The organism is Segetibacter sp., assembly GCF_025963695.1.
GTDB lineage: Bacteria > Bacteroidota > Bacteroidia > Chitinophagales > Chitinophagaceae > Segetibacter.
In genome coordinates, this window is sequence record NZ_JAOQAH010000068.1 from 115,385 (window position 1) to 138,307 (window position 22,923).

Sequence of the window (22,923 nt, forward strand, 5' to 3'; positions counted from 1 at the left end):
CAAAATTCGAAATAGTATCCATATAGCTTAGTGGCATACTTCTTTAGCTATCAATTTCCGATAAAAACATTGATCATGAAAAAAATACAGCCTTTGGGCCTGCTGGTCTTTCTTGTTTTCGCAGTTAGTTGTGGTGGTGGTGACAGTACTGAAACAACAAACAGCGACAGCACTACAACCATAAGTAAAACAACCGATACATCTACAGACGCATCATCGTCGAACAACCCGATAATAGGTTCTGATACCGATACCAGTATGGCTGCTGATAGAGAATTTGTAATGGAAGCAGCTAGCGGAGGGTTAATGGAAGTTGCCCTTGGAAAGCTTGCAGCTACCAATGCATCATCAGTCCAGGTAAAAGAATTTGGGCAAATGATGGTGGCCGATCACACGAAAGCAAATGCAGAATTAAAAGCTGTTGCCGCCAGGAAAGATGTAATGATTTCTCCATCACCAATCGAGAAACATCAAAAGCACATAGACGAGTTGAAAGCTAAAAAAGGTGCAGATTTCGACAAGGCTTATGTTAAGCTGATGGTTGAGGACCACAAAGAAGATATCGAACATTTTGAGGATGAGTCATCCGAGGGAAATGACGCAGACGTTAAAGCGTTTGCTACAAAAACTTTACCGGTTCTAAAAAAGCACCTGGAGCATATTCAAAAAATTCAGGACGGCATGAAGAAGTAGGTTAGTTACTTTCTATGAAGTTTTAGTTTCAGAAATGAAAAGAGGACAGATACCCGTCCTCTTTTCATTTCAATCAATACTTGTTTTCGCTCTATCATAATAGCAGCTTACTCTACGCCGGCGCAGTAAGATACTGTGCAAAAGCTACCCGTGTGGACACATTTAGAACAAAGAAATCTTCCACTCCTACCTTCTAAACGTTCCGCTGGAACATTTACATCTGATATCACGAAAATATGTCCACGGTAAGTACAAGAAAGTTGACACAACAAAAGGTTCACAGAAAACAAACGCCTGCACAAAAAAGCCCTGTCTTTAATAGACAAAGCTTTAATCTATCTCGATATAATTCTTTACAATAACTCTATTCACTTATTTCCCCCTGAAATCTATTGAATCTTTAACCTCGCCACAAGTCAGCATTTTTTTTCCGAAGTAGGGATTTTTAATATCAGCAGTAGCACTCAACCAGTAGGCTCCGGCATCGTTAAAAGCCATTGGACAAAACTGGTGATAAACAACATCTTTGTCAAAACGAACGGTTCTTACAAGGTCGTACATCGCGTCGCTAATCATTTGAAAAGATTTGCGCTTCGCCTCAATATCCTTCTCCTGACTTAAAGCTTTTGCTTCTGCAGAAACGGTCTGCAAGTACCCCTTAGCCATTTCGACTATACTACTATCTGCCTTTACTTCCTCTACTTTAAAACCGTCTGCGCTGCTAACAAGCAATTTTGCCGAAGAAGTGGCCATTTCACTATTTGATAGCACAAACGCATCTTTTAAGTGGTAATAGTTATTTAATAAATCAGTGAATTTTAAGTTGAAGTCAGACGAATTTTTTGATTGAGCCAAGGGCTCATCCTTTTTAGTCTCCTCGACAGGGCTATTTGCCGAAGATCCACCGCAGGATGTTAAAACAGCGAATGCTGCTATTGCTACATATTTTCTCATGTTAAAAATCGTTTACACAAAAGTAAATGAATTTGCTTTCCAAACTCGTTGCCATACTTTTGCAAATTGCCCCTAAAACCGTTAAAACGGAAATAAAGTGTAAGGGGATATTATTATCAATCTAAAATTTAGATCCTTGATGGGTCAGGGTAATTATGTTATTAGGTCTTCAAAATGTTACGTTTGAATTTGGTGCCAGGGTAATTGTAAGTGATGCAACATGGCACATTCAGCCGGGGGATCGTATTGGTTTGATTGGCTACAATGGTACAGGGAAGTCAACGTTGCTGAAAGTATTAGTAGGTCAATATTCCCCTTCAGCAGGAACTGTTGAAAAAGGCAGGGAAACTACGATCGGCTACCTGCACCAAGACTTGCTAAGCTTCGACACCAACGATAGCATTACAGGTGTTGCCCTTGGTGCCTTTGAACGGGTACAACAACTTGAAAAAGACATTGAAAGGCTGGGAAAGGAACTGGAAGCCAACCCTGAGAGTGAAGAAATACTACTGAAATATACAGACGCTCTACATGAAATGGACGTATTGGACGGATACAACGTTCACTACAAAGCAGAGGAGGTATTGCATGGGCTTGGCTTCTCAAATGAGGACCTTGATAAACCATACAAACAATTCAGTGGTGGTTGGAGAATGCGCGTGCTGTTGGCGAAAATGATCTTACAGGCTCCCGATGTTTTACTCTTGGATGAACCGACTAACCACCTTGACTTACCCTCTATCGAATGGCTTGAAAAATACCTGCTGAACTACAAGGGAAGCGTGGTAATTGTGAGTCACGATAAGTTTTTTCTAAACCGGATGGTAAATAAGATAGTAGAACTCTACCAAAGACAGTTGCACATCTACTCTGGCAATTACGATTATTACGAGCGGGAAAAGGACATCCGAATAGACATGCAACAGCGTGCCTTTGAAAATCAGCAGGATTACATTCGCCAGCAGGAAAGGTTTATTGAGCGATTTAAAGCCAAGGCAAGTAAGGCGGCCCAAGCGCAAAGCGTACAGAAGCGATTAGACAAGCTTGATGTAGTCGAAGATGTTCAGTTGGAACGACCAGATATCAGGATCAATTTTCAAATGGATAAAACACCAGGTAGAGTGTTGGTTTCTTTAAAACATATCAATAAGAAGTTTGGTGATAACGTAATTCTTGAAAATGCCTCCGCTGAGATTGACCGGGGAGATAAGATTGCGCTAATTGGTGCAAATGGTAAAGGTAAATCTACTCTTCTACGCATAGTTGCCGAAGTTGAAACCTTTGAAGGTGAAAGAATTTGGGGTCATAATGTAGATGAGAGTTTTTATGCACAGCACCAGTTGGAAGCATTGAACCTTAACAACACTATTCTCGATGAAATGAAGGAATGCGGAAGCCAGAAAACTGAAATGGAATTGCGCAGCCTGTTGGGCGGATTTTTGTTTGGCGGTGATGATGTAGAAAAGAAAATAAAAGTATTGAGTGGAGGTGAAAAGGCTCGTGTCGCCCTGGCAAAGACAATCATTAGTAAAGCAAACTTTTTGATGCTGGATGAGCCTACGAACCACCTGGACATGCACTCAGTGGAGTTGTTAGCTGGTGCGCTAAACAAATACCCCGGTACTTTTATTCTCGTGAGCCACGACCGTTTTTTCATTTCTAAAACTGCTAATAAGATTTGGGAAATTGTTGATCATAAGATCAAAGAGTTTAAAGGCTCTTACCAGGAATGGGTAGAATGGAACGAACGGATGACGAAAATGGAAGCTGAGAGAAAAGCTGAGAATGGAAAATCTAAACCTGAAAGTGAAAAGAAAGCAGAAGTGAAGCCAGCTCCTGTCCAGCAGTCCGCTGTTAACAATGCTCCTGTCAATCGCGAGCTTCAGAGAGAATTGCAGAAGCAACAAAAAAGATTAATAAGCCTTGAAGCAGAAATAAGCAAAGCCAGTAACGAGAGAACGAAATTGGAGCAGGCACTCGGTGCTCCGGAAAATTATTCTGACAAAAAGAAATTCGCGGCTGCCGAAAGTGATTATAAGAAAGCAAACCAGATGTTGCAGTCTTTGAATAAAGAATATGAATCGCTTTTTGAAAAAGTGATGGAGCTGGAGACGCAAGCAGCGGGATAGGAGAAGTTGTAAGTTGTGAGTTTGTACATGACGGCTGCAAGTTAGACGGATACAGTCTAAGCTTGCAGCTGAAGGCTAACACCTCGAAACTTTCCTTACTCTTTTGCCTTTAGAAAATCACTTACCAGGTATGCTATTAACTTACCTGTAGTTTCGCTGCTGCGTCCGTCGGATAATCTCGAAGCTCCTTCGCAAATATGCAGGTAAGCAGTTTTACTGTCGGCAGAAGCATATGATATAAATTGACGCGCGTGTAAAGGTTCAACGCCGCTTGGAGTAGCGGCACTACTTAAAGTATTTTCTATACAATCCAAATCAAGTTCAATACCCGTATAAGTATCCTCTGTAAAAGTGGTTGCATGGGCAATTGCTTCTAAAAAGTTTTTCTTTTCGTGAATGAAAATGTCTTCATAAGTTATAAAGTCTATGAAAGGATTATTTACAACATCCATCCATATATTTTGAGTAAGGTAGTTTTCATGTATCCCAATCACACAGTACTTCTGAAGAAATCCATCTTCCTCAGCGTATGAAAAAGCATTGCCGCTGTGACGACCTTCTAAAGGCCTGAAATCAGCATGCGCATCGAGGTTTATACAATTGATAGATGCTAACGGAATGAGACCAGATTTGTATAATCCTTTTGCAGCACCTTTGATGAGAGGATATGCGTTATTGTGTCCTCCTCCAATAACGATGGGAATTTTATTATACTGCGTAATTAGCTTGACTAATGGTTCAACAGCTTCATCTACCTCATTAACCGCATGGCGATAAGCATCTACTTTTTCTTCAAAGTTGTGCGCATTGCTTTCTATTAATGCTTCTATTTCAGTAAAATCAAATCTTCCAAGTAATAGTATTTCACTGCCTTCCAAAAAGTCATTGCTTTGAATATTGACAAAAGAAGATAGAAAAGGTTGCCATGCCGTTCCTGTTCCGCCCATGCCAAAATTTGCTCTTACACCAATATCTTCCGGAACACCAAAAATTACAAATTTAGCTTCGGACTCTTTCAGTGACTCTTCCAGCCTTTTCGGGTCCGAAATGGCTTGTAGCCGTTCTCCTAACTTAGTTTCAAAGCGGCGGGTATTGGTAACAGACAAAATATCCTGCTTATTGTAAAATTTGAAATACTTCATATGGTTGATTTGGCTTTGCTTCTACTGGAATTTACGAGCTTTATCGGCTTCTGTAACAATAATAAGCAAGTAAATGTATAAATTTTATGACATCTCCCTTTACTATAAAAGAAATTCCAATCCATATGAAATATGTAGGGCAGCAACAGACGTATACTCCGAATCCTTTGTATTTTTTTGAAACACATCCAGGAGCCGCTATGCCCTTAATGCTTTAATTCAGAGTAAAAAAAAGCATTAAAAAAACAAGTTAGCTACGCACCAAGCTTCACTAAAAGTGAAACCTGTGGCTGTAGAAGAGTATATATCGAGCATATAAAAAACCAGCAAATTTCCTATTTACCGTGGAGGAACGATGGCAATCTGATAACTAAAATACTACGTTTTTTTTATCTTATCTGCCCCCTCAATTTTCCACCTGGTCTAAGCCCTGAGCTTAGCGTAACATATGTGCTACTACTTAAAAGCGCAGAATAAGCCGAAGCACTTACTGTAGCTTTTTTGCCGACTCCAAATTCCTGGGGAGTAGATGCAAGAGTCAAAAGCACCGGGCCCGCAGCTGTAGAAATCCCTTGATTAATAGTTGCAGCGGTAACAGGATCAGAAGGATCATTATTGTTTACAATAATTTTACTGTATAAAACATTGTCGGCGGTAAGCCGGAGAAAAGCTATACCCGTTGTTGTTGTGGACACAGCCGGCAGCACAGAACTTCCTGATAAAACAACATTTCTTGATAGTACCAGGTTGGAGTTTAACTGGCCGCGAACTAAACCGAAAGGAGCTTTATTAGTTGTAATATTTATATACTTTTCTATGTTATTATTAAGTAAGGTATCCATCAGGCCCGAACTTAAACCAGTTAAAATTCCACTGGCATAGGTACTATACACTCTTACAGGAAGATTTACCAGTAAATTACCATTGCTAACGGGGTCGCCTAATTTTATGTGTGCAGCAACAATTCTGTCTGCACTATCTATTTGTACATCGTACCTAATGCTGTTATCGGCCAGGGCAACCATGTGAAAAGTGGCATTTGTCTCAATTGGGGAGGTCGCATGGTTTTCATTAAAAGAAGAAAGTGCAAATTTCCATTCTTTTATAACTTCAACATTTCCATTATAATCATTTTTTTTATTACAGGAAGTAGTTAGAGTAATGCAGGTAAGTATACATGTTAGAGTGTAAAGCCCGGTTTTCATAATTCCTTTATTTAGAAAGTATGGACAACAATTTTTGAAAAAAAGTTGCCTTTACTATAATTACTACTGCTGCCTTCTACACATTTCCGATTCTGTTGCTAATATCGGTATCAATCTTGTCAAATAGATGCTGCGGCTTATACACGCGCCAATTAGGAATATTTATAAGTTCTATAAAATAATTCAGCTTTTTTCTTTTAAAGTCATACTGGGTTTGTTCGGGCATATTTATGGCGACTATCCAACCACCTTCATCGGTGACCTCTTCGAACCACTCTTCATAATAATCTTTATCGCCGCTGTGAAAGTTTAGCACGTTTTCAGTAATTAGAATAAACTTCGTAATATGCTCAAAAAACATCTCATCTATAACGTCGCGCTTCAATGTCATTATATCATTCTCTATAGCGTCGTTCCATTCACCAATCAGTTCAATTATTGCGAAGTTCTCTGAGTAGTCGGCATACAAAACTTTTAGATACAGTGTCTTGCTTCCGAATTCATCCCATTGCGGGTGGATGTAATAGTTATAAACAGATTGAGAATATTCAAACTCGCTGTAAGTACGGCCAAAGAAAGGAGACTTCTCGTCTTCCTCCGCTGCGTACATATGCCTCCAGTTGAAGTATGGTTCTATATTGTGCATAAAATTCTATCGCCTCATTTCTTAATACAAATCTCTATTTCCTTTCTTAATTAAACAACTACCATTCTGGTAGATAAAACAAAAAAAGGGCCGCTTTTACGGCCCTTACTTAACCAACATCCTGAACTTACTGCACCATTAATTTCTGGTTATATGCGGCATTACTGGCCCCGCCAATTAATTTTACAAAGTAGGTTCCGCCACCAGCGGTGCGCGGAAGAGTAACTTTTTCAACCTGGCCTTTCATGGCGATTATTAATGATCTTGATAAAACAGTACGGCCAGAAGCATCAGCTAACAGCAGGTTATACCGGCCCAAAGGCACCTTATCGAACTGAAGATTAAAAAATTTACTTGTAACCGGGTTAGGAAACACACTTAGTGCGTCATTCGCTTTTATATTATTAAATATATTGGCAATCCCTTTCTTCTCATACAACAAATTCTTGTTCGCTAAATCAGAACTATTGAAGACAGTTGATGCTTTTTTCTGAATAGGCGTTGCGTCGAGAGTCGAAATGTTTACACGATAATAATTATCTGTTACCGTTGCGCTGCTTACTATAAGCTCACCTTCATCGTTTACAACTGCTCCGTTGCTCGTAAACGGCTCGGGAATACCTTTTAACTGACCCAGGTAATCTGCGACCCTTGTAATGGGATTGATCTTAAATAAATGGTTTCGATAAGTCACCAGGTATAAATTACCGTAAGCGTCGCCTACCATATCTCCACCCCAGCTTGTAGCCTGGTCGTGAATACTTACTTTACCGTTTTTAGTGCCGTTAATTAATTCGCCCAAATTAGTTACAGCTGATTTTTCCTCGGTTGAGAAACGAATAAAACCTTTCCCGTCATTTGAAATTGCATAGCCAAAACCATCTGAAGCAAATGCCATACGGGTAATTACATTTCCCTCGTTGTGTTTAACACCTGTATTAAATGTAGGATTGTCATCAACTACAACATTCAACTCGTTTGAACCAAGATCAAAATACTGCAAGGCGTTGCCGCGCATATTGGTAAAATAAAGGCGGTTATGCAATGCATCAAAAGCCGCAGCCGCAACACCTGCACCAGTCGCTGAATGACCCATTGTATTCTGCTTTAACTCGGTTCCCTTTGCCGGCTTGTACTTAATATTTCTGTTGATGGATGGGTCATATAACGTTTTAATAACTTCGCCCGTAGAAAGATCGATCTCGCGAATTACATTCCAGTTATAACTTCCTTTGGTTGCTGCTGTAACAGCAAATGCAGTATTTTTTTGTGCATAGGATTGAGAACAAAGTAAAACTGCAGCAATTGAAAAAATGGGTAAAATTCTTCTTTTCATACCGATGTTTTTAGTTACTCTAAAGTTACAACTATCTACACAAGTATCGGGAACTGTGAAAATTTTATTCCGCCCTTTCTACTGCTTTCTTTACGCTGCCATTCTCCAGCAAAAGTTGCTTCGCTTTATCATAGTCGTTAAGGTTCAGCTGTTCTATCACCATCTTTACACCGCGGTCCACAAGTTTTGCATTCGTTAATTGCATATTTACCATGCTGTTATCTTCTACCCTTCCCAACTGTATCATAACGGATGTAGAAAGCATATTTAGCACTAATTTCTGGGCTGTGCCACTTTTCATTCGTGTACTGGCTGTTACGAACTCTGGCCCCACAATTACCTCCACGGGGAAATCTGAGTTAGCAGCTACCGGACTGTTTGGATTACAAACAATGCACCCTGTTATGATCCCATTTTTGCGGCACTGCGCTAATGCTCCTACAACATACGGTGTAGTACCGCTTGCCGCTAAACCCACCACCACATCCTTTTCACTTACAAAATGTTTTTGCAAATCATTCCAACCCGCTTCGAGGTCATCTTCTGCAAACTCTACCGCTTGTGTTATTGCCTTTTCGTTACCTGCAATCAAAGCAATCACAAGCCCATGAGGAACGCCAAATGTAGGCGGACATTCACTGGCATCAACTATAGCAAGGCGGCCACTTGTTCCGGCACCAAGGTAAAAAAGTCTTCCACCTGCCAGCATTCGATCAGTTATTATACTCACGAGTTTTTCAATTTGCGGAATGGCCTTCTCTACTGCAAGCGGTACCGTTTTATCTTCGTTATTTATGTTTGTAAGAAGTTCTTTGACAGACATTTTTTCCAGATGCCTGTACTTTGATGGTTGTTCAGTTATTTTAATAAACTCCGACATATGCTGCAGCTTAAAGAGTATTAATGACGGGTCTCTACATCTTCTTTAAAAACTGTACTACAAAGTTAATTTCTATTGTGTTACCAGCTTTTGAATAACAATGAAACATTCTACCAATGCCTGCCTTTTTAAATTTGATTCTAATTTGCTTTTAAATACCAGCTTTTTTTACTTCAAGCAGCATCGTTGCGTCGCAATCCTTTCATCGGCATTGCTTATGGCATCATTTAGGAACAAAACGTTGAAAAGTTTTTACGTTATAAATATGATCTTAAGATCTCAGGCTACCAACACCGGTCTTTGCATAAGGGACCTCAAGCAGCTGCGTGCCAGGCAAAGGGTTGCAGAACATGCAAAGCAGCTTTCGGAAACAAGCGGGTAAAGTGCCGCTAAGACGAAGCCCGGCAGCCGGGCTATAACTCAGGTGAAATTGAAGTTCACTTTGCATGCTTTTGCAGCACCACCAACGTTTCTTGCGTGCGCCCTTTAACTTTTAATTTACGGTATCAGGTAAAAAAGTATACCAGACCTTCGATTTTTTTAGCAAAAGGCAGTTCATGTTTCAGCAAGAACATTTCTTAAAGGTTTAAAGAAGACAAAGCAAATAAGTAAGGAGCAACAACTAAACGGGCTAAACCCGATGCGAATATTTATGATAATGATGTAGCATTAGCATGAAACTTCACTAAACCTTCCATCGGAGCTTTTAATACTTTTCCTAACTCTAACTGATAGCTGTTACAAAGTTCCTGCAACACATCTTTAAACCCAAAAGCAACGCTGCCAACAAAGTTTATGGGCGAAGTCCAGCTTTCGCCGTACTTATTTAAATGATTGAAGAAAAAGTCGTTCAAGCCATCTTCAAGTATGTTTTCAATCATGTAATGACCCCGGTTCTCTGCAAGAAAAGCGGCGAAACTTGCCAGGTAACGGTTAGGAAAAGGTTTCTGATAAACGTTCTCCAAAATCTCCAGGTAGCTAGTAACGAACATCGCATCGAACCTTGATCTTAAATCTTCATCAAATGTGTTATAGAGATAATACTGTATTACTTTTTTACCCAGGTGTGCCCCACTCCCTTCATCACCTAAAACGTAACCAAGGCTGGCAATATTTTTCGAGACTTCTTTTCCATCGTAATAGCAAGAATTTGAACCCGTACCTAAAATGCAGGCAATCCCTTTTTCGTTGCCACAAAGAGCGCGGGCAGCAGCAAGCAAGTCAGTGTTCGCTTCAATATCAACAGCAGGAAAGACCATTTTTAAGCTATTAACAATGGTGGTAACATTTTTAGGGTTGCCGAGGCCGGTTCCATAAAAGTGTAGTTCGTCAATCGATACGTCGCTTAGTTCAGGTAAAAGGTTTGTTCTTAATAATTCAACAATTTGTTTTTCGGCTAAAAAGTAAGGGCTAATGCCGGTGGTAAAAACTGTTTTATCTATTTCATTATCGACAAGGCACCATTCACACTTGGTAGCTCCACTATCTGCAATTAATTGTATTGGCATAAACTCTTATATCTAATTGTTTAAATAAACTGACCAGTCACTACAATTTGTAGCTACTTATAAATTCTATCGCTTTTTCTAACTCAATGGAAAGATCAGTTTTAGTTGAAGGTGAAGTGTGCTTCCGAAAAGCTATGACGAAGCGGTTCAGCAGTTCAGAAACTACACCTGGTTTACTTAACTCCCGGGCCTGAACTGCGGCCAAAAATTCTATAGCTAAAAGTCTGTTTACATGATCGAGTAACTGAATGCACCTTCTAGCTGAGTTATTTGCGGTACCTGGGGTCCCAGGTTCAGATCTATAGTCAACAGATGTTGGAGTGGAAAGTTGTACAACCTCAGCTCTTATTGTAGCAGCAGCAGTTTGCAGTTGCTGACAACTTTCAGAAAATACCTCCAAATTTTTTTGATCATTTATCAAGTGCTGGCTTCGCTCCAGGGAAGTATTTGCAAGACCACTTATTGCTAAAGCCAGGTAATCTAAGGCAAGTGTTAAGTGATACCGGTTGCAACCGCCCTCCACCACCAAATCTTCATCCGGAAAAACAATTGGACTTTCTGTTACTGAATTTGCTTCTTTCAGAAAAACATTCAAAACATGTTCGAAGGCATCTTTTGCTGCTCCGTGTATCTGTGTGGTGTAGACGGGTAAATTACCGGCTGGGTTAGTTTCTTTATTTTCTGCTACATTGCCGCCATCATTTAAATATTTTAAAATAGCTGAGGCAGTTTCTGCCTGTCCTTTCTGGGCGCGTAAAGAATGAATATTCGGGTTTAAGCTTTTTGTTGAAGTACCAGAGACAGCAAAAGTGAGCGCTGCTATTACATCAGCTAGTTTCAATGCGTGCTCCGCTTTTTTAAGTGCAAATAACCCATATGCGCTTGTGAATTCTGTCCCTGTTGTCAGCGCATAGCCTTCATAATTTTGCAGTGTTATTGGCTGCCAGTTTAATTTCTCTAAAACTGATTTCGCTTCCCACTTTTGCCCTTGGTAATAAACTTCACCCCACCCAACAAGCGGTAGTGCCAATTGGCTAAGAGCAGCAACATCTCCTTGCGATCTTTCGGGACTTGAAGTATATACAACCGGAAGAATGCCGTTATTGTACATCTCCATCAAACGCTTTACTGTTTCAATTTGAACCCCCGAATGTCCCCATCCCAGCGACTTAATCTTAAGCATCATCATTAGCTTCACTATCTCCGCTGGCAACTCTTCGCCTGTTGCAACTACATTGCTTTTTATTACATTAATTTGGGCTTTTTGAATGTTGTCAGTGGTATCCTTAGTATCAACAGCACAGCAAATATTATCGACGTAACTGCTGCATTTCAATATTCTTTCATGTGCATCAAAAGTGATTGAAACCAGCTGATCGTAATCCAACAGGTTTTTCACCTGTTGAAAATGTAACCACTTTCTATCGAGCGGTAAATAATTGTAGCTCATTAAGGATGATTATAAATTCTTTTGAGAGGACAAAGTAAATGATTAAAGCAATACGTATGGGGCACCCCCACTGCTGATATGCACCGTTGAAATAGATTTAAAAGTACAAGGGTGCGACGCAACAATGATTAATAGTAGCACAAAAGCCAGTCCCATAAAAAAAGCTCACAAACTTACAGCCTCCTGAGCTACGCTAGTCACCCGCCATCTGGAAAGAGGCAAACTTCGCTTTGCCATTGCCTTTTGATACAACGCCGGCACGCACAGCTCTATCCCACGGTGGAAGAAAGAGACCGTCGATTGGCTTAGTGTTGACAGGGGTAAATGAGCCGTTATCTGCGGCCACGGAGAAAGTATAATAGCGACCACCGGTGGCCTGCATTTTAAAGTTTACCGCTTGCTTTGCAGTAAGTGGCAAGGAAGCCAATACCGTTGCTGTGTCGTCCTTTAATTTTATCAACCTCACTGAGTCGCCGGAGTACAAAAGGCTGAGTGTATTTTTATCATCGCCTATGGCAGCTATGCCTGCACTCGGTTTTGTTCCTTTTTTAAGCAAATCAACTCTAGCGGTAAAATCGCCGGTAAGAATTTTTTGCCCCATAAATGCGCCCGCTGAAACATTGGACCCTTTCAATTCGAGATGGCCCTTCCTGAGCTTATATTTTATTTCTTTTTGAAAAACGCTCCATTGCCAGTTTACTGACAATTTACGATTGTTGAAGTCGTCGGCAACAGGGGCGGGTGTAGCAAAAGGCTCAGGAATGTTCACAAACTTCACCCATCCATCAGGCGTAAATTTAAACTCACTTAGCACCCCTTGACGTCCTGTAAATGCATTTGTTTTTTTGTCGTACGCATGGTGTAAGAAGTAATATCGACCGTCTTTTTCAATCGGGGTTCCATGGCCGGGGCAAATCCATTGCTCATTATTTTTCAAAACAGGATTAGCAGGGTCTTTTTCCCATGGCCCTAACAAATTTTTTGACCTTGCAATACCGACAATATAGTTACAACCAACGCCGCAACAGCCGGCAGCGGCATAAAATGCATAGTAATATCCGCCATGTTTCATCATTGAAACACCTTCTACAAGATTTTCTTCCCAGGCAACTTTATTTCTGAATAATTCATGCTTTTCGCCAATTAAACCTGTTCTATCTTCCTTCATTTCCATTGCCCAGATAGGTGTCGGTTGCTTTATACTATTGCCATCTTCTTTCCAGATCAGGTACAACTTCCCATTCTCATCACGCATAGGAAATGCATCTATCGAGCCGGCTTCCTCGCACATCATTGGTCCAAGATCTTTGTACGGACCTTCTGGTTTATCGGCCGTTGCAATGCCAAGACACAAGTTGCCGCCCTTTTTATGCGCCGAATAATAGACATACACCTTACCGTTTTCGTATGTTATCTCGGGAGCCCAGAAGTAATAATCGGCCCAATCAGGAAGCTTATTAAAAATATATCCTTCCGTTGTCCAATGCACCATATCAGCAGATTTTAGTATGGGGTACGCGGGCATCCAGTTAGAGGTAGTGGCGCTCGCCCAATAGCTGTCTCCAATCTTTATGATAGAAGGATCAGGGTAATCGCCGGGCAGAATTAATCTTTGCGAAGACGCAAAAAAGCACGCAAATACTGCTGTAAGGGACACGATCAGACTTTTTACTTTTTTCATAGTTGGCTTTTTACTTCAATTTTTCAGGCTATTGTTATCTATACTACTGTGGAGCCCGTATCGGAACCCCTTCTTTAACAGGTTCTCCAAAATCAGGTGTTCCATCTTTTTTCCAGGTAAATTTTTGTGCCCGTGGCGACCGGTTTCCGCCACAACCCATGTTGGGAGCGCGGTTAGCATGATATAAAATCCAATCTTCTTTGCCATTCGGCGACTTAAAGAAAGAATTGTGTCCCGGGGCATACACACTGTTTAGCGATGATTGTTTAAAGACCGAAGCCGGCGATTTCACCCATGAAGCGGAATCGAGCAAATTATCCCCTTTTCCTGTAAAAGTTAACATACCGAGTCCATAGTAGTCCGTCCAGCATGCACTGGCCGAATAGACCAAAAAAAGTTTGTCTTTATGCTTCAATATTTCCGGTCCTTCATTTACATCCACATGTGCAGGATTATCTGATGCTGAGTCTGCTATAAGATCGCCATATTTCTCCCAGTCGAAAGTGGGTGCAGAAATACGAAACCGTTTGCCGTCTATTGTCCAGGGGTTCGACATTTTAGCTATGTAAATATCCTGCGAGCCGTTCTTGTGCGCCTCCCACCCGGCCCACGTCATGTACCATTGTTTTTTATACTCAAACACAGAGCCGTCAATCGCCCACCGGTCCGTACTGTCAGAAATCTTTCCCTTAAAAGTCCACTCGCCCTCCAGCGGATCCTTTGAACTATTTTCAATAACGTACAACCTGTGATTAACGTTTCTGCCGTTGTCGGCTGCAAAATATACATACCATTTGTTATCAATAAAATGAATTTCAGGCGCCCAGAGATTTTTGGACCATGCCGTTCCAGGTGGCGGAGTCCACACCGTTTTATGAGGAGCGGTATTTAATTCCGAAATATTTTTTGTTTTCCAAATCTCTATTCGGTTACCCATTGTTTGGGTATAATAATAATAGCCATCCTTGTAAATGTTCCAGGGGTCAGCACCGCGGGGCAAGAGCGGGTTGGTAAAAGTTTCATGTGAACTTTGTGTCGCTTTAAAAACGCTACAAGAGGCCAGCATCAAAGCCATAAAAGCTATGGACAAATTGGTAGAATAATTTCTTTTAGAGGCAATAATCATTGTGTCAAAAATAATGATACCGTAATAACCGCTTTTGATTTTTTTTAGGCCGGCATTAGCCCTTTTTTCTACATTGTTGTGTCACACCCTGCAACCGTCTCTTCTTTATTCAGCTTATTAAACCCGCCTTTTTATAACTATCAGCGCTACCGGCATAAGAACTGATTTAAATATGTAAGACATATTAACACCCGTCGTGGCAGCACTTTTAGGTTGCTCGACGCTTACCTATATTAAGCCTGGCGTGCTGGTATTTGTATTTGCGCTGCACCAAAACTTCACGAACCAGTTACCTGCCAAAATAATAAAAGCAGGATTAATTGTAGGTACGCCAGGCATCTTCTCAGCCTGTTTGTATTATTATCTAAATAGCGCCGTTTGCTGGTGTTAATTCATTTATCAATGCTGATATGCAGATTATTGTCCGTGAACTATAAGATTTCAATGAGACACTCCAGGCATGATAAAGAAGCAAAGGAGTGGTTGAAGCAGTTTACATCGCCTGTTATTTAGCGGGCATATTACCAACGCTGTTTCATTATCCACAATTTACCAGTTAGCTAGTTTTGATTTTACCTTTACTTATGTCTGAAATTTCAATCGGCGATGCAATAAAAGCTTTTCTTAAAAAAAGCCGTTTAAACAGCGGTATACAAGCCCTTCAAATCGAACAGATCTGGGAAGATATGATGGGTAAAACCATTGCTAAATACACTGACAAAATTCAAATCATCAATCACACCCTTTTCATTCGTACCAATGTCGGCCCGCTGAGACAGGAACTGATGTATCAGAAAGAAAAAATTATTGAAAGAGTGAATGAAGCCTTAGGCGAAAAGGTGATAAAAGAAGTCGTTATACAGTAAGGGTTGACAGATGTTGGATGACCATTTCGCTTCGTTAAGAAGTTTCACGTAAAGAAAACAAAGGAGCAAAGACACAAAGCTGGTTTTCTTCTTTTTTGCGCCTTTGCGTGCATTACCTTCCGTTGGGGCGGGAAAACTTATAACTACTAAAGTAAACGACTTTGAATGATGAATGACCAGGACAGCAGAAGTTGCTGCAAAGAGTTACGGCGGTTCAAGGGAGCGTCGCAACAATGATGCTATAAGGAACAACCGCTGGCTTCATAAAATAACGGCGTCAAGTTAAGGTAACTTGAAACACGAAACTTTAAACGGGTGACGGGCAACAGGCCTAGCTCCTCAAATAAGAAGCTCCGTTCAAATCTACAATTCCGCCCGTCATAAATGCTAAACCTTCGCTGGCAAAAACAGCTACAACTCTGGCTACTTCTTCAGGTGTCGCCACACGGTTAAGCGGACTTTGTTTCTTAACCAACTCACCGGCGTCGCTATTGAGGTAAGGAGCGGCCATATCTGTTTCTACAAAACCAGGAGCGATAACACCTACAATTACGCCATGCTTTCCAAGCGCTACTGCCAGCGACTGGCTCATTGCATTGAGACCTGCCTTGCTTGCAGCATAAGCAGGATGATCAGGTTCGCCTCTAAAGGCACCGCGTGAAGAAATATTTACAATTTTACCTTGCTTTCGTTCGCTCATGTGTCGCCCTGCAAAATAACAGAGATTGCTAACACCGATTAAGTTAGTAGTAAGCGTTTCTGTCCAGCTTTGTTGCCATTGACCATACGAGATTTCATTTATTTTATGCTCAATATAAATCCCCGCATTATTAACCAAAACGTCTACTCGTTTATATTTTTCAACTACCGCCACAAAAAATCGCTCTATTTCTTCGGGCTTCGATATATCCAGTTGATACATGCTGTTGTTCTGCTTCGGGTTCAACATGTCAAGTGTGTTTTGCGCTTCGTCCTTATTTAAGTTATAAGTAAAAATGACATTCGCATTAAGGTCAGAAAACAGTTTAGCACAAGCTCTCCCTATTCCACGAGAGCCGCCCGTTATGAGAACATTTTTATCTGTAAAGTCAATCATAGTTTTGTTGCTATCAATTACCTGTAACTACAAGCTTTTTTCCATTACCAGAAATTCCAAGTGCATCTTAGGCTTGCCAAATCGTTCGCTTGCAGGAAACGGCTGCCTTTCGCCTGTTTCATAATAACCATGTCTTTTATACCAAGCTATTAATTCCGTACGGGTGGTAATAACTGTCATTACTATGCTTTTGCATCCCATGTCCTTTGCCTGTTCTTCAGATGCTTTCAGCAGCAATTTACCTATTCCTTTAGCTTGCAATTCCGGCGAAACGGTCAACATCCCCAGATATAGTTGATCCTGTTTCTTTTTCAGGTATACGCTACCAATGATCTCTTGATTATCATTTGCACACTTTAAAATTATTGAATTACCGTCTCCTAAATACTCCCGTAGCATCTCTTCATCTATACGAATCCCATCCAATAAATCGGCTTCCGTTGTCCATCCTCTGCGCGAAGTATCGCCCCTATAAGCGCTGTTTACCAGAGAACAAATTGCAGGCACGTCATCAATCGAAGCTCCTATTATCTGCATCGGTTCATTTTTTTACAAAGCAATATCAAAAGAAAGAACGAAGATTAAGAGATTATAAAGGATAGGAAGAAATAGTTTCATTTCCTCCTATCCTTTATAATACATCAATCCCGCTTCTTTTTTTATCTCATATCCAAAACAACATTTATCTTTCGGTTCCAAACTAACGCATGTCATTCATCATTATCTTCTTTTGCATTGTCGGTCTTATTTTACTAATCTCGTGGGGGAAAATCCATCCGTTTCTTGCTTTTTTAGTTGTTTCAATAACTGCCGGTCTGCTGCTCGGTATTCCTTTCAATAAAATAATGGGCTCTGTTCAAAAAGGCATTGGTGATACACTTGGCTCACTGGTAATCATTATTGTATTGGGGGCAATGCTTGGAAAACTTGTGGCAGACAGCGGAGCTGCACAGAAAATTGCAGCAGTGATGATGAAGGCGTTCGGAACAAAATATATACAGTGGGCACTGGTTGTAACAGGGTTTATAATAGGCATTCCGCTTTTTTACGGAGTTGGTTTTGTTTTGGTTGTACCGTTGATTTTTTCGGTTGTTTATCAATACAAGCTGCCCGCGGTATACATCGGCTTACCCATGCTGGCAGCCTTATCGGTCACTTTCGGATTTTTACCGCCTCACCCCTCGCCCACTGCGCTTGTAGTTCAGTTTAACGCCAACATGGGATTAACCCTTTTATATGGATTGATTCTATCGGTACCCGCTATTGTAATAGCCGGCCCCATTTATTCAAAAGCATTAAAAAATATTCACTCAGTTCCGTTATCGACTTTTCAGCCTCATACGCTTACTGATGACCAACTTCCCAGCACTGCCAACAGCTTTGTTTCTGCTCTGTTACCGGTTATTTTGTTAATGGTAACAACACTTATTCCGCACCTGATTGCATTGCCACCTCAGCTTCAGCAAATCTTTGCATTCATTTCTGAACCTGGAACGGTAATGCTGCTGGCTCTTGTATATGCAACTTATAAAATAGGCATACAGCAAGGTAAAAAGATAAAAGACCTGATGGCCACCTACGCAGACTCTGTAAAAGACGTTGCAGGTATATTACTTATTATTGGCGCTGCAGGCGGCTTGAAACAAGTGCTTACCGATAGTGGAATAAGCCAACAAATTGCAGGGCAACTAAATAACATCAGTATTCACCCGCTTATTCTTGCCTGGCTCATTGCAGCGATCATAAGGATCTGTGTAGGTTCAGCTACTGTTGCAGGTTTAACTACCGCCGGTATCCTTGCTCCGGTAATTGCACAGTCTCATGTAAATCCTAATTTGATGGTGCTTTCGATTGGTGCGGGTAGCCTGGCCTGTTCACATGTAAATGATTCGGGTTTTTGGTTATTCAAAGAATACTTCAACCTTAGCATTAAAGATACTTTACGCTCCTGGACAATGATGGAGACAATTATAGCAATAGTGGGGTTAATTGGTGTAATGCTATTAAACCTTATAGTATAGTGCCTGAGTTGCTTAAAAGTTGCTTTCGCTGCATAATTTGTGGCAGAAGTGGGAAGCATCTTAAAAAATAAAACTCTATGCTGGACCCGGGCTTTATACTTTTCACAATTCTCTTACAGAAAAGTATAGTTGACAAAATATTGGTCAGTAATATATCGCCCCTTAATTTTGGCAAAACTTATAACAAATGGAAACAACAAAATCTACCGGAAAATATTGGATGTATTTCTTGATTTCAATTATAATATTGGTTCTATTCTGTCTATTTGCGCCAAAGTTCTTTTGGGTAGTGCTTCCATTTAATTTTACTTATTTCGCTAAGGCAATGGACTTGTTGTAATTGGTTTGATCATGTAAGAAAGAATAGTCTTATATAAAAGAACCTCCTAGATTGGAGGTTCTTTTTTTTATTTAGATAATTTTGAGAGATCTATTAACTTCCTAAGATAACTATAAGAGCGTAAACAATAGCAGGCAACGTTCCTAAAAACAATATTCCACCGAAGTTGAATAGCACGAGTCCAAGTATTGTCAGCAATACCGAAATCCAAAACCTGTTATTCGTTTCACCTTCATGTAAATACACTGCTAATGGCGGAATAAATAGTGCAAGCAGTACAAGTAACAACGTGTTAGTACTAACGTCGCTTCCCGCCTTTTTTTGTTCCTTAAATTCCTTTATCGCTTTCTTCATCTCTTTAAACCGGCTTTTCTTTTCACGCCTTGAAAGGCTGTTAAACTCTTTTAACCCCTCCTGTATACTACCTATAGCAGGTTCGGGACTAACAGCAGAAGCAGCCTCTGTTATAACTTTTGAAGTTGTAGCAGCCACAGAAGTCATAGAGGGCAATGCTAATAAAAGAGGAAAAGAGAAGAGTAAAATTGTTTTTCTCATAATGTTTCTAGTTTTATACGTACACTTTTTATTCTTACAAAACAACTATGCCAATTCTTTAATGTGTTGTTAAAGAATGCGGGCAAAAATATCTTAACTTTTGTTAGAAGCAGATAAAATTTGAAGGTTATCGCCCGTTTTAATGATACCCAAATTACTATAAAGTACATTTTGCCCAAACAGCACTTTAGTTTTGTGCGTTCGGTAAGTAGCAAGTGTTCTTAGAGGCTCCTGTCCTTTTATCCCATCTTCCTGGTTTATGGTTGTCATAACGCACCGCCCGCATGCCTTAACCGCATGGAAAGCAACCTCTCCAATTCGAAATTCTTTAAAAGTATCTTCACAAAAAGGCATCCCGCCCCTAAAAACCAAGTTAGGTCTGAAGCGGTTCATAGGAACAGGAGTTTCTAACCGGCTATTAAGATCATTCAATGAAGATTGCCCAATTATTAAGATCGGATAACCATCAGCAAAACTTACCAGCTCGCTATCTGAAGCATAATTATTGTCAACGAGGCGCCGGGTAGTTTCTGGCATGTAAACCAATTTGGCTTTCATACCTAAAGCTTGTGTGAACCACGCGTCTGCCTCAGCGCTGACTTCTAAAGCCGTACATACATCATCCCAAATTGTAACTGTTACTTCCCTTCCTGTACTTAGTGTAAAGGGAATGATAAGTGGTTGAAGTGTTTCATTTTTGTGAGTAATTAATAATCCGTCTTCAACGAAGCTTACTTGAAGCATTGCCATCCCCGGAAAAGTTCGTTGAGATAAGAAGTGTCCGTCCTGGTCGGTAAGCATCCATCTTCGATCGTACTGAAGGCCTGTCGGCTGTACTTCTGCCTGCTGCACCACAATTCCCCCTAATGACTTTATTGGGTAAACGTAAATATCCTGTAGACATAATTTGTGCATAAATACTTTCAATTTATTTCGTCCCGATTCTGGGATCTATAATTGCATAAAGCAAATCGGCTAAAAGGTTGATGGCAATAAAGAAAGTGGCTGTAACCAAAACGCTTCCCATTACTACCGGAAAATCCAATTTCTCCAACGCATCAACCGTAATTTTTCCGATCCCTTTCCATCCAAAAATATATTCTACAAAAAAAGCCCCGGCAAGTAATTCAGCAAACCAACCTGTTATGGCAGTGATAACAGGATTTAAGGCATTTCGTAAAGCATGTTTGAATATTACGGCCCTCCTGCTTAATCCCTTTGCATAGGCGGTCCTTATATAGTCCTGGTCTAGCACATCCAGCATTGCACTTCTTGTAAGCTGAGTTATAATTGCCAGCGGTCTTATACCTAAGGTTATAGCAGGCAAAATAAGATTCTGCAACTGCATTTGCCGTCCTTCAAAAGGGTCAATATTATATAGGCTACCAGTCATGTTAAGACCGGTATAATGGGTAAGGAGAAAGCCAAATACATATGCGATAACAATGCCCATAAAAAAAGAAGGTGCTGAAATGCCTAATACGCTGGCAAAAATTGCAGAAGTATCCCACCATGTATTTTGCTTCACGGCGGCCAGCACGCCGAGCAAAATGCCTACGATTGTTGCAATTAACATGGCGGAGAAAGCAAGCAGTATCGTACCTGGTAATGCGTCAAACAATACTTGTGACACATCCCTTTTACTTTGGTAAGATCGCCTGAGATAGGGCATTTTTATTCCAATCCTGGTATCCCCTCCTATAAATATTCCTTTCAGCTTTTTATTGTCAATGTCCTGCTTTGTATGTAGGCTAAGTGGAGAGACATCATTGAGATAAAGTGCAAACTGCTTCCATTTAGGCTGGTCGAGGTAGAGATCTTTTCTAATATTATTCATCGTGGCACTGTCACCCGTTTGACCAACAATCAATCTTGCCGGGTCTCCAAATCCCTGGAACAAAAAGAAAACCAATATGACCACGCCAAACAATACCAGCAGGCCATATAATAATTTCTTGATTAAGTACGAAAGCATATTCATTGTAAGCTTCAAGCGGTATGCTACAAGCTTTTGTGTTATGTTTTAATTTAAAAGTAGCTTTCAGTTGCCAGCTGCAAGCCTTTGTTATGTTTTAGAGGTTCCACATTTCAATGCTTAAAAAATCATTTTTTCATCTTTCGGAGAAAGATAAAAAGTTGAGGTTAAGCATGAGGCTAACGGCTTGCAGCTTGAACTATTGGCTTGCAGCTATCAGCTTAATAGCTTTTTCATAATCAACATTTGCATACTTTCCTTGAACCGTAGCTTGCTTCATTATGAAATAAGTTGGATTTACTCTTCCGGCGGTTTTAATTACGGTGGCGTCACATTTCAAGTATTGCACATTTTGCACGTTAGGTAGTTGATTTCTTGCAGCCTCAGTTGTGGCCGTAACAATAAAAAAAGGAATTTTCTTTTCAAAACATGCAGCAGCAACGGATGCGGCATTTTTGGTCCAACCGGTTTCCGCCTGGTTCGCATCTTTGGTGAACAACATAACATAATAACCAGGCTGGTTTAAAATAGCAAGGGTTGTATCTTCACCGCTGTCGCCATATAATATAAAATCATTGATTGGTGCTGTAGCAGTTCCCGGCCTTATTAGTTCCTGCACCCGATCGACAAACGTGTACGTATTTTCATCAAAGTCATCAGGAAAGTGGTCACTATCAAACACCACTTCCTTACCGGCTTTTCTATATTTAAACTTTATAGCAAAACTATCACTCACGGCTCCTTCCGGTATTTTCATCTTCTCAATAATATCATTTCCTGTTTTGTACGCGAGGCAATCAACTACAGGTAAATGTTTAAGCACATACCATTGTGAAATGATGCAGAAGAGAATGGTAAGGGCAACGATGGAGGTGCTGACTACATTTTTAAAGAGAGGGGTTATCGCATGGCGGGCTATAAAAATAACTACGATCAGCAATAGCAAAATCAGGTCCTTTATAAACGATTGTTTTGCTGTAAGCGGAATACAATCCCCAAAGCAACCGCAGGTTTTTATCTTACCCGAAAAAAGGGCGTAACCGGTTAAGAAAGTAAAAAAGATAATTAGTAACAATAAGAGCCAGCTAAACGTTTTCATTCGCCAACCTAATAGCACTGCTACACCGGCGACAATTTCGAAAGCATTCATGATGAGTGCAAAAGCAAGTGTATAATCGTTTAAAAAGTGCAGGCCCCACACTTCAAAAAACTCCTGCATTTTGTAGCTTAAACCGGTAGGATCATTTGCTTTAATAAGCCCGGAGAAAATAAACAAAACCCCTACAACAATTCTGATAATGGAAATTACAATCTTCATAT

20 protein-coding genes are annotated in these 22,923 nt (G+C 40.4%); 4 read left to right on the plus strand and 16 right to left on the minus strand.

What is annotated here, in order from left to right:
- The first annotated feature begins 75 nt into the window (after positions 1 to 75).
- Complete coding sequence (locus tag JWR87_RS12145) at positions 76 to 693, plus strand: DUF4142 domain-containing protein (RefSeq protein WP_297820339.1); 618 nt, start codon at positions 76 to 78, stop codon at positions 691 to 693.
- 372 nt (positions 694 to 1,065) lie between these two features.
- On the opposite strand, the gene JWR87_RS12150 is transcribed toward JWR87_RS12145, so the two are convergent.
- Positions 1,066 to 1,647 (minus strand): DUF3347 domain-containing protein, encoded by a 582-nt coding sequence (locus JWR87_RS12150; RefSeq protein WP_297820342.1) that lies wholly within the window; start codon positions 1,645 to 1,647, stop codon positions 1,066 to 1,068.
- A 155-nt stretch (positions 1,648 to 1,802) separates the two neighbouring features.
- Here JWR87_RS12150 and JWR87_RS12155 point away from each other — a divergent pair, with 155 nt between their 5' ends.
- Entirely contained in the window at positions 1,803 to 3,776 is a 1,974-nt protein-coding gene (locus tag JWR87_RS12155) for an ABC-F family ATP-binding cassette domain-containing protein (RefSeq protein WP_297820345.1), read from the plus strand.
- Between the two features lie 95 nt (positions 3,777 to 3,871).
- Here the strand turns inward: JWR87_RS12155 and JWR87_RS12160 are convergent, their stop codons facing one another.
- The 9 genes from JWR87_RS12160 to JWR87_RS12200 all read right to left on the minus strand — a co-directional run bounded on the left by JWR87_RS12160 (position 3,872) and on the right by JWR87_RS12200 (position 14,750).
- Positions 3,872 to 4,918 (minus strand): formimidoylglutamase, encoded by a 1,047-nt coding sequence (locus JWR87_RS12160; RefSeq protein ID WP_297820348.1) that lies wholly within the window; start codon positions 4,916 to 4,918, stop codon positions 3,872 to 3,874.
- Positions 4,919 to 5,307: 389 nt separating this feature from the next.
- Complete coding sequence (locus JWR87_RS12165) at positions 5,308 to 6,123, minus strand: CHRD domain-containing protein (RefSeq protein ID WP_297820351.1); 816 nt, start codon at positions 6,121 to 6,123, stop codon at positions 5,308 to 5,310.
- Between the two features lie 76 nt (positions 6,124 to 6,199).
- Positions 6,200 to 6,769: a hypothetical protein gene (locus JWR87_RS12170; RefSeq protein WP_297820354.1), complete on the minus strand. Its 570-nt coding sequence runs from the start codon at positions 6,767 to 6,769 to the stop codon at positions 6,200 to 6,202.
- 127 nt (positions 6,770 to 6,896) lie between these two features.
- Positions 6,897 to 8,105, minus strand: coding sequence for a hypothetical protein (locus JWR87_RS12175; protein ID WP_297820357.1), 1,209 nt, complete (start codon positions 8,103 to 8,105; stop codon positions 6,897 to 6,899).
- Positions 8,106 to 8,169: 64 nt separating this feature from the next.
- Positions 8,170 to 8,985 carry an N-acetylmuramic acid 6-phosphate etherase gene (murQ, locus tag JWR87_RS12180; protein ID WP_297820360.1) on the minus strand — a complete coding sequence of 272 codons (816 nt, stop codon included), beginning with the start codon at positions 8,983 to 8,985 and terminating at the stop codon, positions 8,170 to 8,172.
- A 650-nt stretch (positions 8,986 to 9,635) separates the two neighbouring features.
- Complete coding sequence (locus JWR87_RS12185; RefSeq protein ID WP_297820363.1) at positions 9,636 to 10,493, minus strand: N-acetylglucosamine kinase; 858 nt, start codon at positions 10,491 to 10,493, stop codon at positions 9,636 to 9,638.
- A gap of 40 nt (positions 10,494 to 10,533) precedes the next feature.
- A complete protein-coding gene (locus JWR87_RS12190) occupies positions 10,534 to 11,943 on the minus strand; it encodes an aromatic amino acid ammonia-lyase (protein WP_297820365.1) in 1,410 nt (469 codons plus the stop codon).
- A gap of 193 nt (positions 11,944 to 12,136) precedes the next feature.
- On the minus strand, positions 12,137 to 13,624 hold the full coding sequence (locus JWR87_RS12195) for a family 43 glycosylhydrolase (RefSeq protein WP_297820368.1): 1,488 nt from the start codon (positions 13,622 to 13,624) through the stop codon (positions 12,137 to 12,139).
- 43 nt (positions 13,625 to 13,667) lie between these two features.
- Positions 13,668 to 14,750, minus strand: coding sequence for a glycoside hydrolase family 43 protein (locus JWR87_RS12200; RefSeq protein WP_297820371.1), 1,083 nt, complete (start codon positions 14,748 to 14,750; stop codon positions 13,668 to 13,670).
- A gap of 584 nt (positions 14,751 to 15,334) precedes the next feature.
- On the opposite strand from JWR87_RS12200, the gene JWR87_RS12205 reads away from it, so the two are divergent.
- Positions 15,335 to 15,616, plus strand: a complete 282-nt coding sequence (locus tag JWR87_RS12205; protein WP_297820373.1) for a DUF721 domain-containing protein — start codon at positions 15,335 to 15,337, stop codon at positions 15,614 to 15,616.
- 331 nt (positions 15,617 to 15,947) lie between these two features.
- Here JWR87_RS12205 and JWR87_RS12210 read toward each other — a convergent pair whose 3' ends face one another.
- Positions 15,948 to 16,712, minus strand: a complete 765-nt coding sequence (locus JWR87_RS12210) for an SDR family oxidoreductase (RefSeq protein WP_297820375.1) — start codon at positions 16,710 to 16,712, stop codon at positions 15,948 to 15,950.
- A gap of 27 nt (positions 16,713 to 16,739) precedes the next feature.
- Positions 16,740 to 17,249 (minus strand): GNAT family N-acetyltransferase, encoded by a 510-nt coding sequence (locus tag JWR87_RS12215; protein WP_297820378.1) that lies wholly within the window; start codon positions 17,247 to 17,249, stop codon positions 16,740 to 16,742.
- Positions 17,250 to 17,419: 170 nt separating this feature from the next.
- Here JWR87_RS12215 and JWR87_RS12220 point away from each other — a divergent pair, with 170 nt between their 5' ends.
- Complete coding sequence (locus JWR87_RS12220; protein WP_297820381.1) at positions 17,420 to 18,733, plus strand: gluconate:H+ symporter; 1,314 nt, start codon at positions 17,420 to 17,422, stop codon at positions 18,731 to 18,733.
- Between the two features lie 433 nt (positions 18,734 to 19,166).
- Here JWR87_RS12220 and JWR87_RS12225 read toward each other — a convergent pair whose 3' ends face one another.
- From JWR87_RS12225 to JWR87_RS12240, 4 genes are all read right to left on the minus strand, one after another.
- Entirely contained in the window at positions 19,167 to 19,628 is a 462-nt protein-coding gene (locus JWR87_RS12225; RefSeq protein ID WP_297820384.1) for a YqaE/Pmp3 family membrane protein, read from the minus strand.
- 93 nt (positions 19,629 to 19,721) lie between these two features.
- Positions 19,722 to 20,543, minus strand: a complete 822-nt coding sequence (locus JWR87_RS12230) for an MOSC N-terminal beta barrel domain-containing protein (RefSeq protein WP_297820387.1) — start codon at positions 20,541 to 20,543, stop codon at positions 19,722 to 19,724.
- Between the two features lie 13 nt (positions 20,544 to 20,556).
- Positions 20,557 to 21,603 (minus strand): ABC transporter permease, encoded by a 1,047-nt coding sequence (locus JWR87_RS12235; protein ID WP_297820390.1) that lies wholly within the window; start codon positions 21,601 to 21,603, stop codon positions 20,557 to 20,559.
- A 199-nt stretch (positions 21,604 to 21,802) separates the two neighbouring features.
- The gene (locus JWR87_RS12240; RefSeq protein ID WP_297820393.1) at positions 21,803 to 22,921 is read right to left on the minus strand and encodes a BT_3928 family protein; all 1,119 of its coding nucleotides are present in this window, start codon (positions 22,919 to 22,921) and stop codon (positions 21,803 to 21,805) included.
- Positions 22,922 to 22,923: the final 2 nt, after the last annotated feature.

What these genes read in the sequence shown, in the direction of transcription:
- JWR87_RS12215 (WP_297820378.1), bottom strand. Translation starts at nt 17,249, where the DNA reads ATGCAGATAATAGGAGCTTCGATTGATGACGTGCCTGCAATTTGTTCT.
- JWR87_RS12200 (WP_297820371.1), bottom strand. Translation starts at nt 14,750, where the DNA reads ATGATTATTGCCTCTAAAAGAAATTATTCTACCAATTTGTCCATAGCT.
- JWR87_RS12145 (WP_297820339.1), top strand. Translation starts at nt 76, where the DNA reads ATGAAAAAAATACAGCCTTTGGGCCTGCTGGTCTTTCTTGTTTTCGCA.
- JWR87_RS12170 (WP_297820354.1), bottom strand. Translation starts at nt 6,769, where the DNA reads ATGCACAATATAGAACCATACTTCAACTGGAGGCATATGTACGCAGCG.
- JWR87_RS12205 (WP_297820373.1), top strand. Translation starts at nt 15,335, where the DNA reads ATGTCTGAAATTTCAATCGGCGATGCAATAAAAGCTTTTCTTAAAAAA.
- JWR87_RS12160 (WP_297820348.1), bottom strand. Translation starts at nt 4,918, where the DNA reads ATGAAGTATTTCAAATTTTACAATAAGCAGGATATTTTGTCTGTTACC.
- JWR87_RS12240 (WP_297820393.1), bottom strand. Translation starts at nt 22,921, where the DNA reads ATGAAGATTGTAATTTCCATTATCAGAATTGTTGTAGGGGTTTTGTTT.
- JWR87_RS12165 (WP_297820351.1), bottom strand. Translation starts at nt 6,123, where the DNA reads ATGAAAACCGGGCTTTACACTCTAACATGTATACTTACCTGCATTACT.
- JWR87_RS12150 (WP_297820342.1), bottom strand. Translation starts at nt 1,647, where the DNA reads ATGAGAAAATATGTAGCAATAGCAGCATTCGCTGTTTTAACATCCTGC.
- JWR87_RS12235 (WP_297820390.1), bottom strand. Translation starts at nt 21,603, where the DNA reads ATGCTTTCGTACTTAATCAAGAAATTATTATATGGCCTGCTGGTATTG.
- JWR87_RS12175 (WP_297820357.1), bottom strand. Translation starts at nt 8,105, where the DNA reads ATGAAAAGAAGAATTTTACCCATTTTTTCAATTGCTGCAGTTTTACTT.
- JWR87_RS12210 (WP_297820375.1), bottom strand. Translation starts at nt 16,712, where the DNA reads ATGATTGACTTTACAGATAAAAATGTTCTCATAACGGGCGGCTCTCGT.
- JWR87_RS12195 (WP_297820368.1), bottom strand. Translation starts at nt 13,624, where the DNA reads ATGAAAAAAGTAAAAAGTCTGATCGTGTCCCTTACAGCAGTATTTGCG.
- JWR87_RS12225 (WP_297820384.1), bottom strand. Translation starts at nt 19,628, where the DNA reads ATGAGAAAAACAATTTTACTCTTCTCTTTTCCTCTTTTATTAGCATTG.
- JWR87_RS12190 (WP_297820365.1), bottom strand. Translation starts at nt 11,943, where the DNA reads ATGAGCTACAATTATTTACCGCTCGATAGAAAGTGGTTACATTTTCAA.
- JWR87_RS12155 (WP_297820345.1), top strand. Translation starts at nt 1,803, where the DNA reads ATGTTATTAGGTCTTCAAAATGTTACGTTTGAATTTGGTGCCAGGGTA.
- JWR87_RS12185 (WP_297820363.1), bottom strand. Translation starts at nt 10,493, where the DNA reads ATGCCAATACAATTAATTGCAGATAGTGGAGCTACCAAGTGTGAATGG.
- murQ (WP_297820360.1), bottom strand. Translation starts at nt 8,985, where the DNA reads ATGTCGGAGTTTATTAAAATAACTGAACAACCATCAAAGTACAGGCAT.
- JWR87_RS12230 (WP_297820387.1), bottom strand. Translation starts at nt 20,543, where the DNA reads ATGCACAAATTATGTCTACAGGATATTTACGTTTACCCAATAAAGTCA.
- JWR87_RS12220 (WP_297820381.1), top strand. Translation starts at nt 17,420, where the DNA reads ATGTCATTCATCATTATCTTCTTTTGCATTGTCGGTCTTATTTTACTA.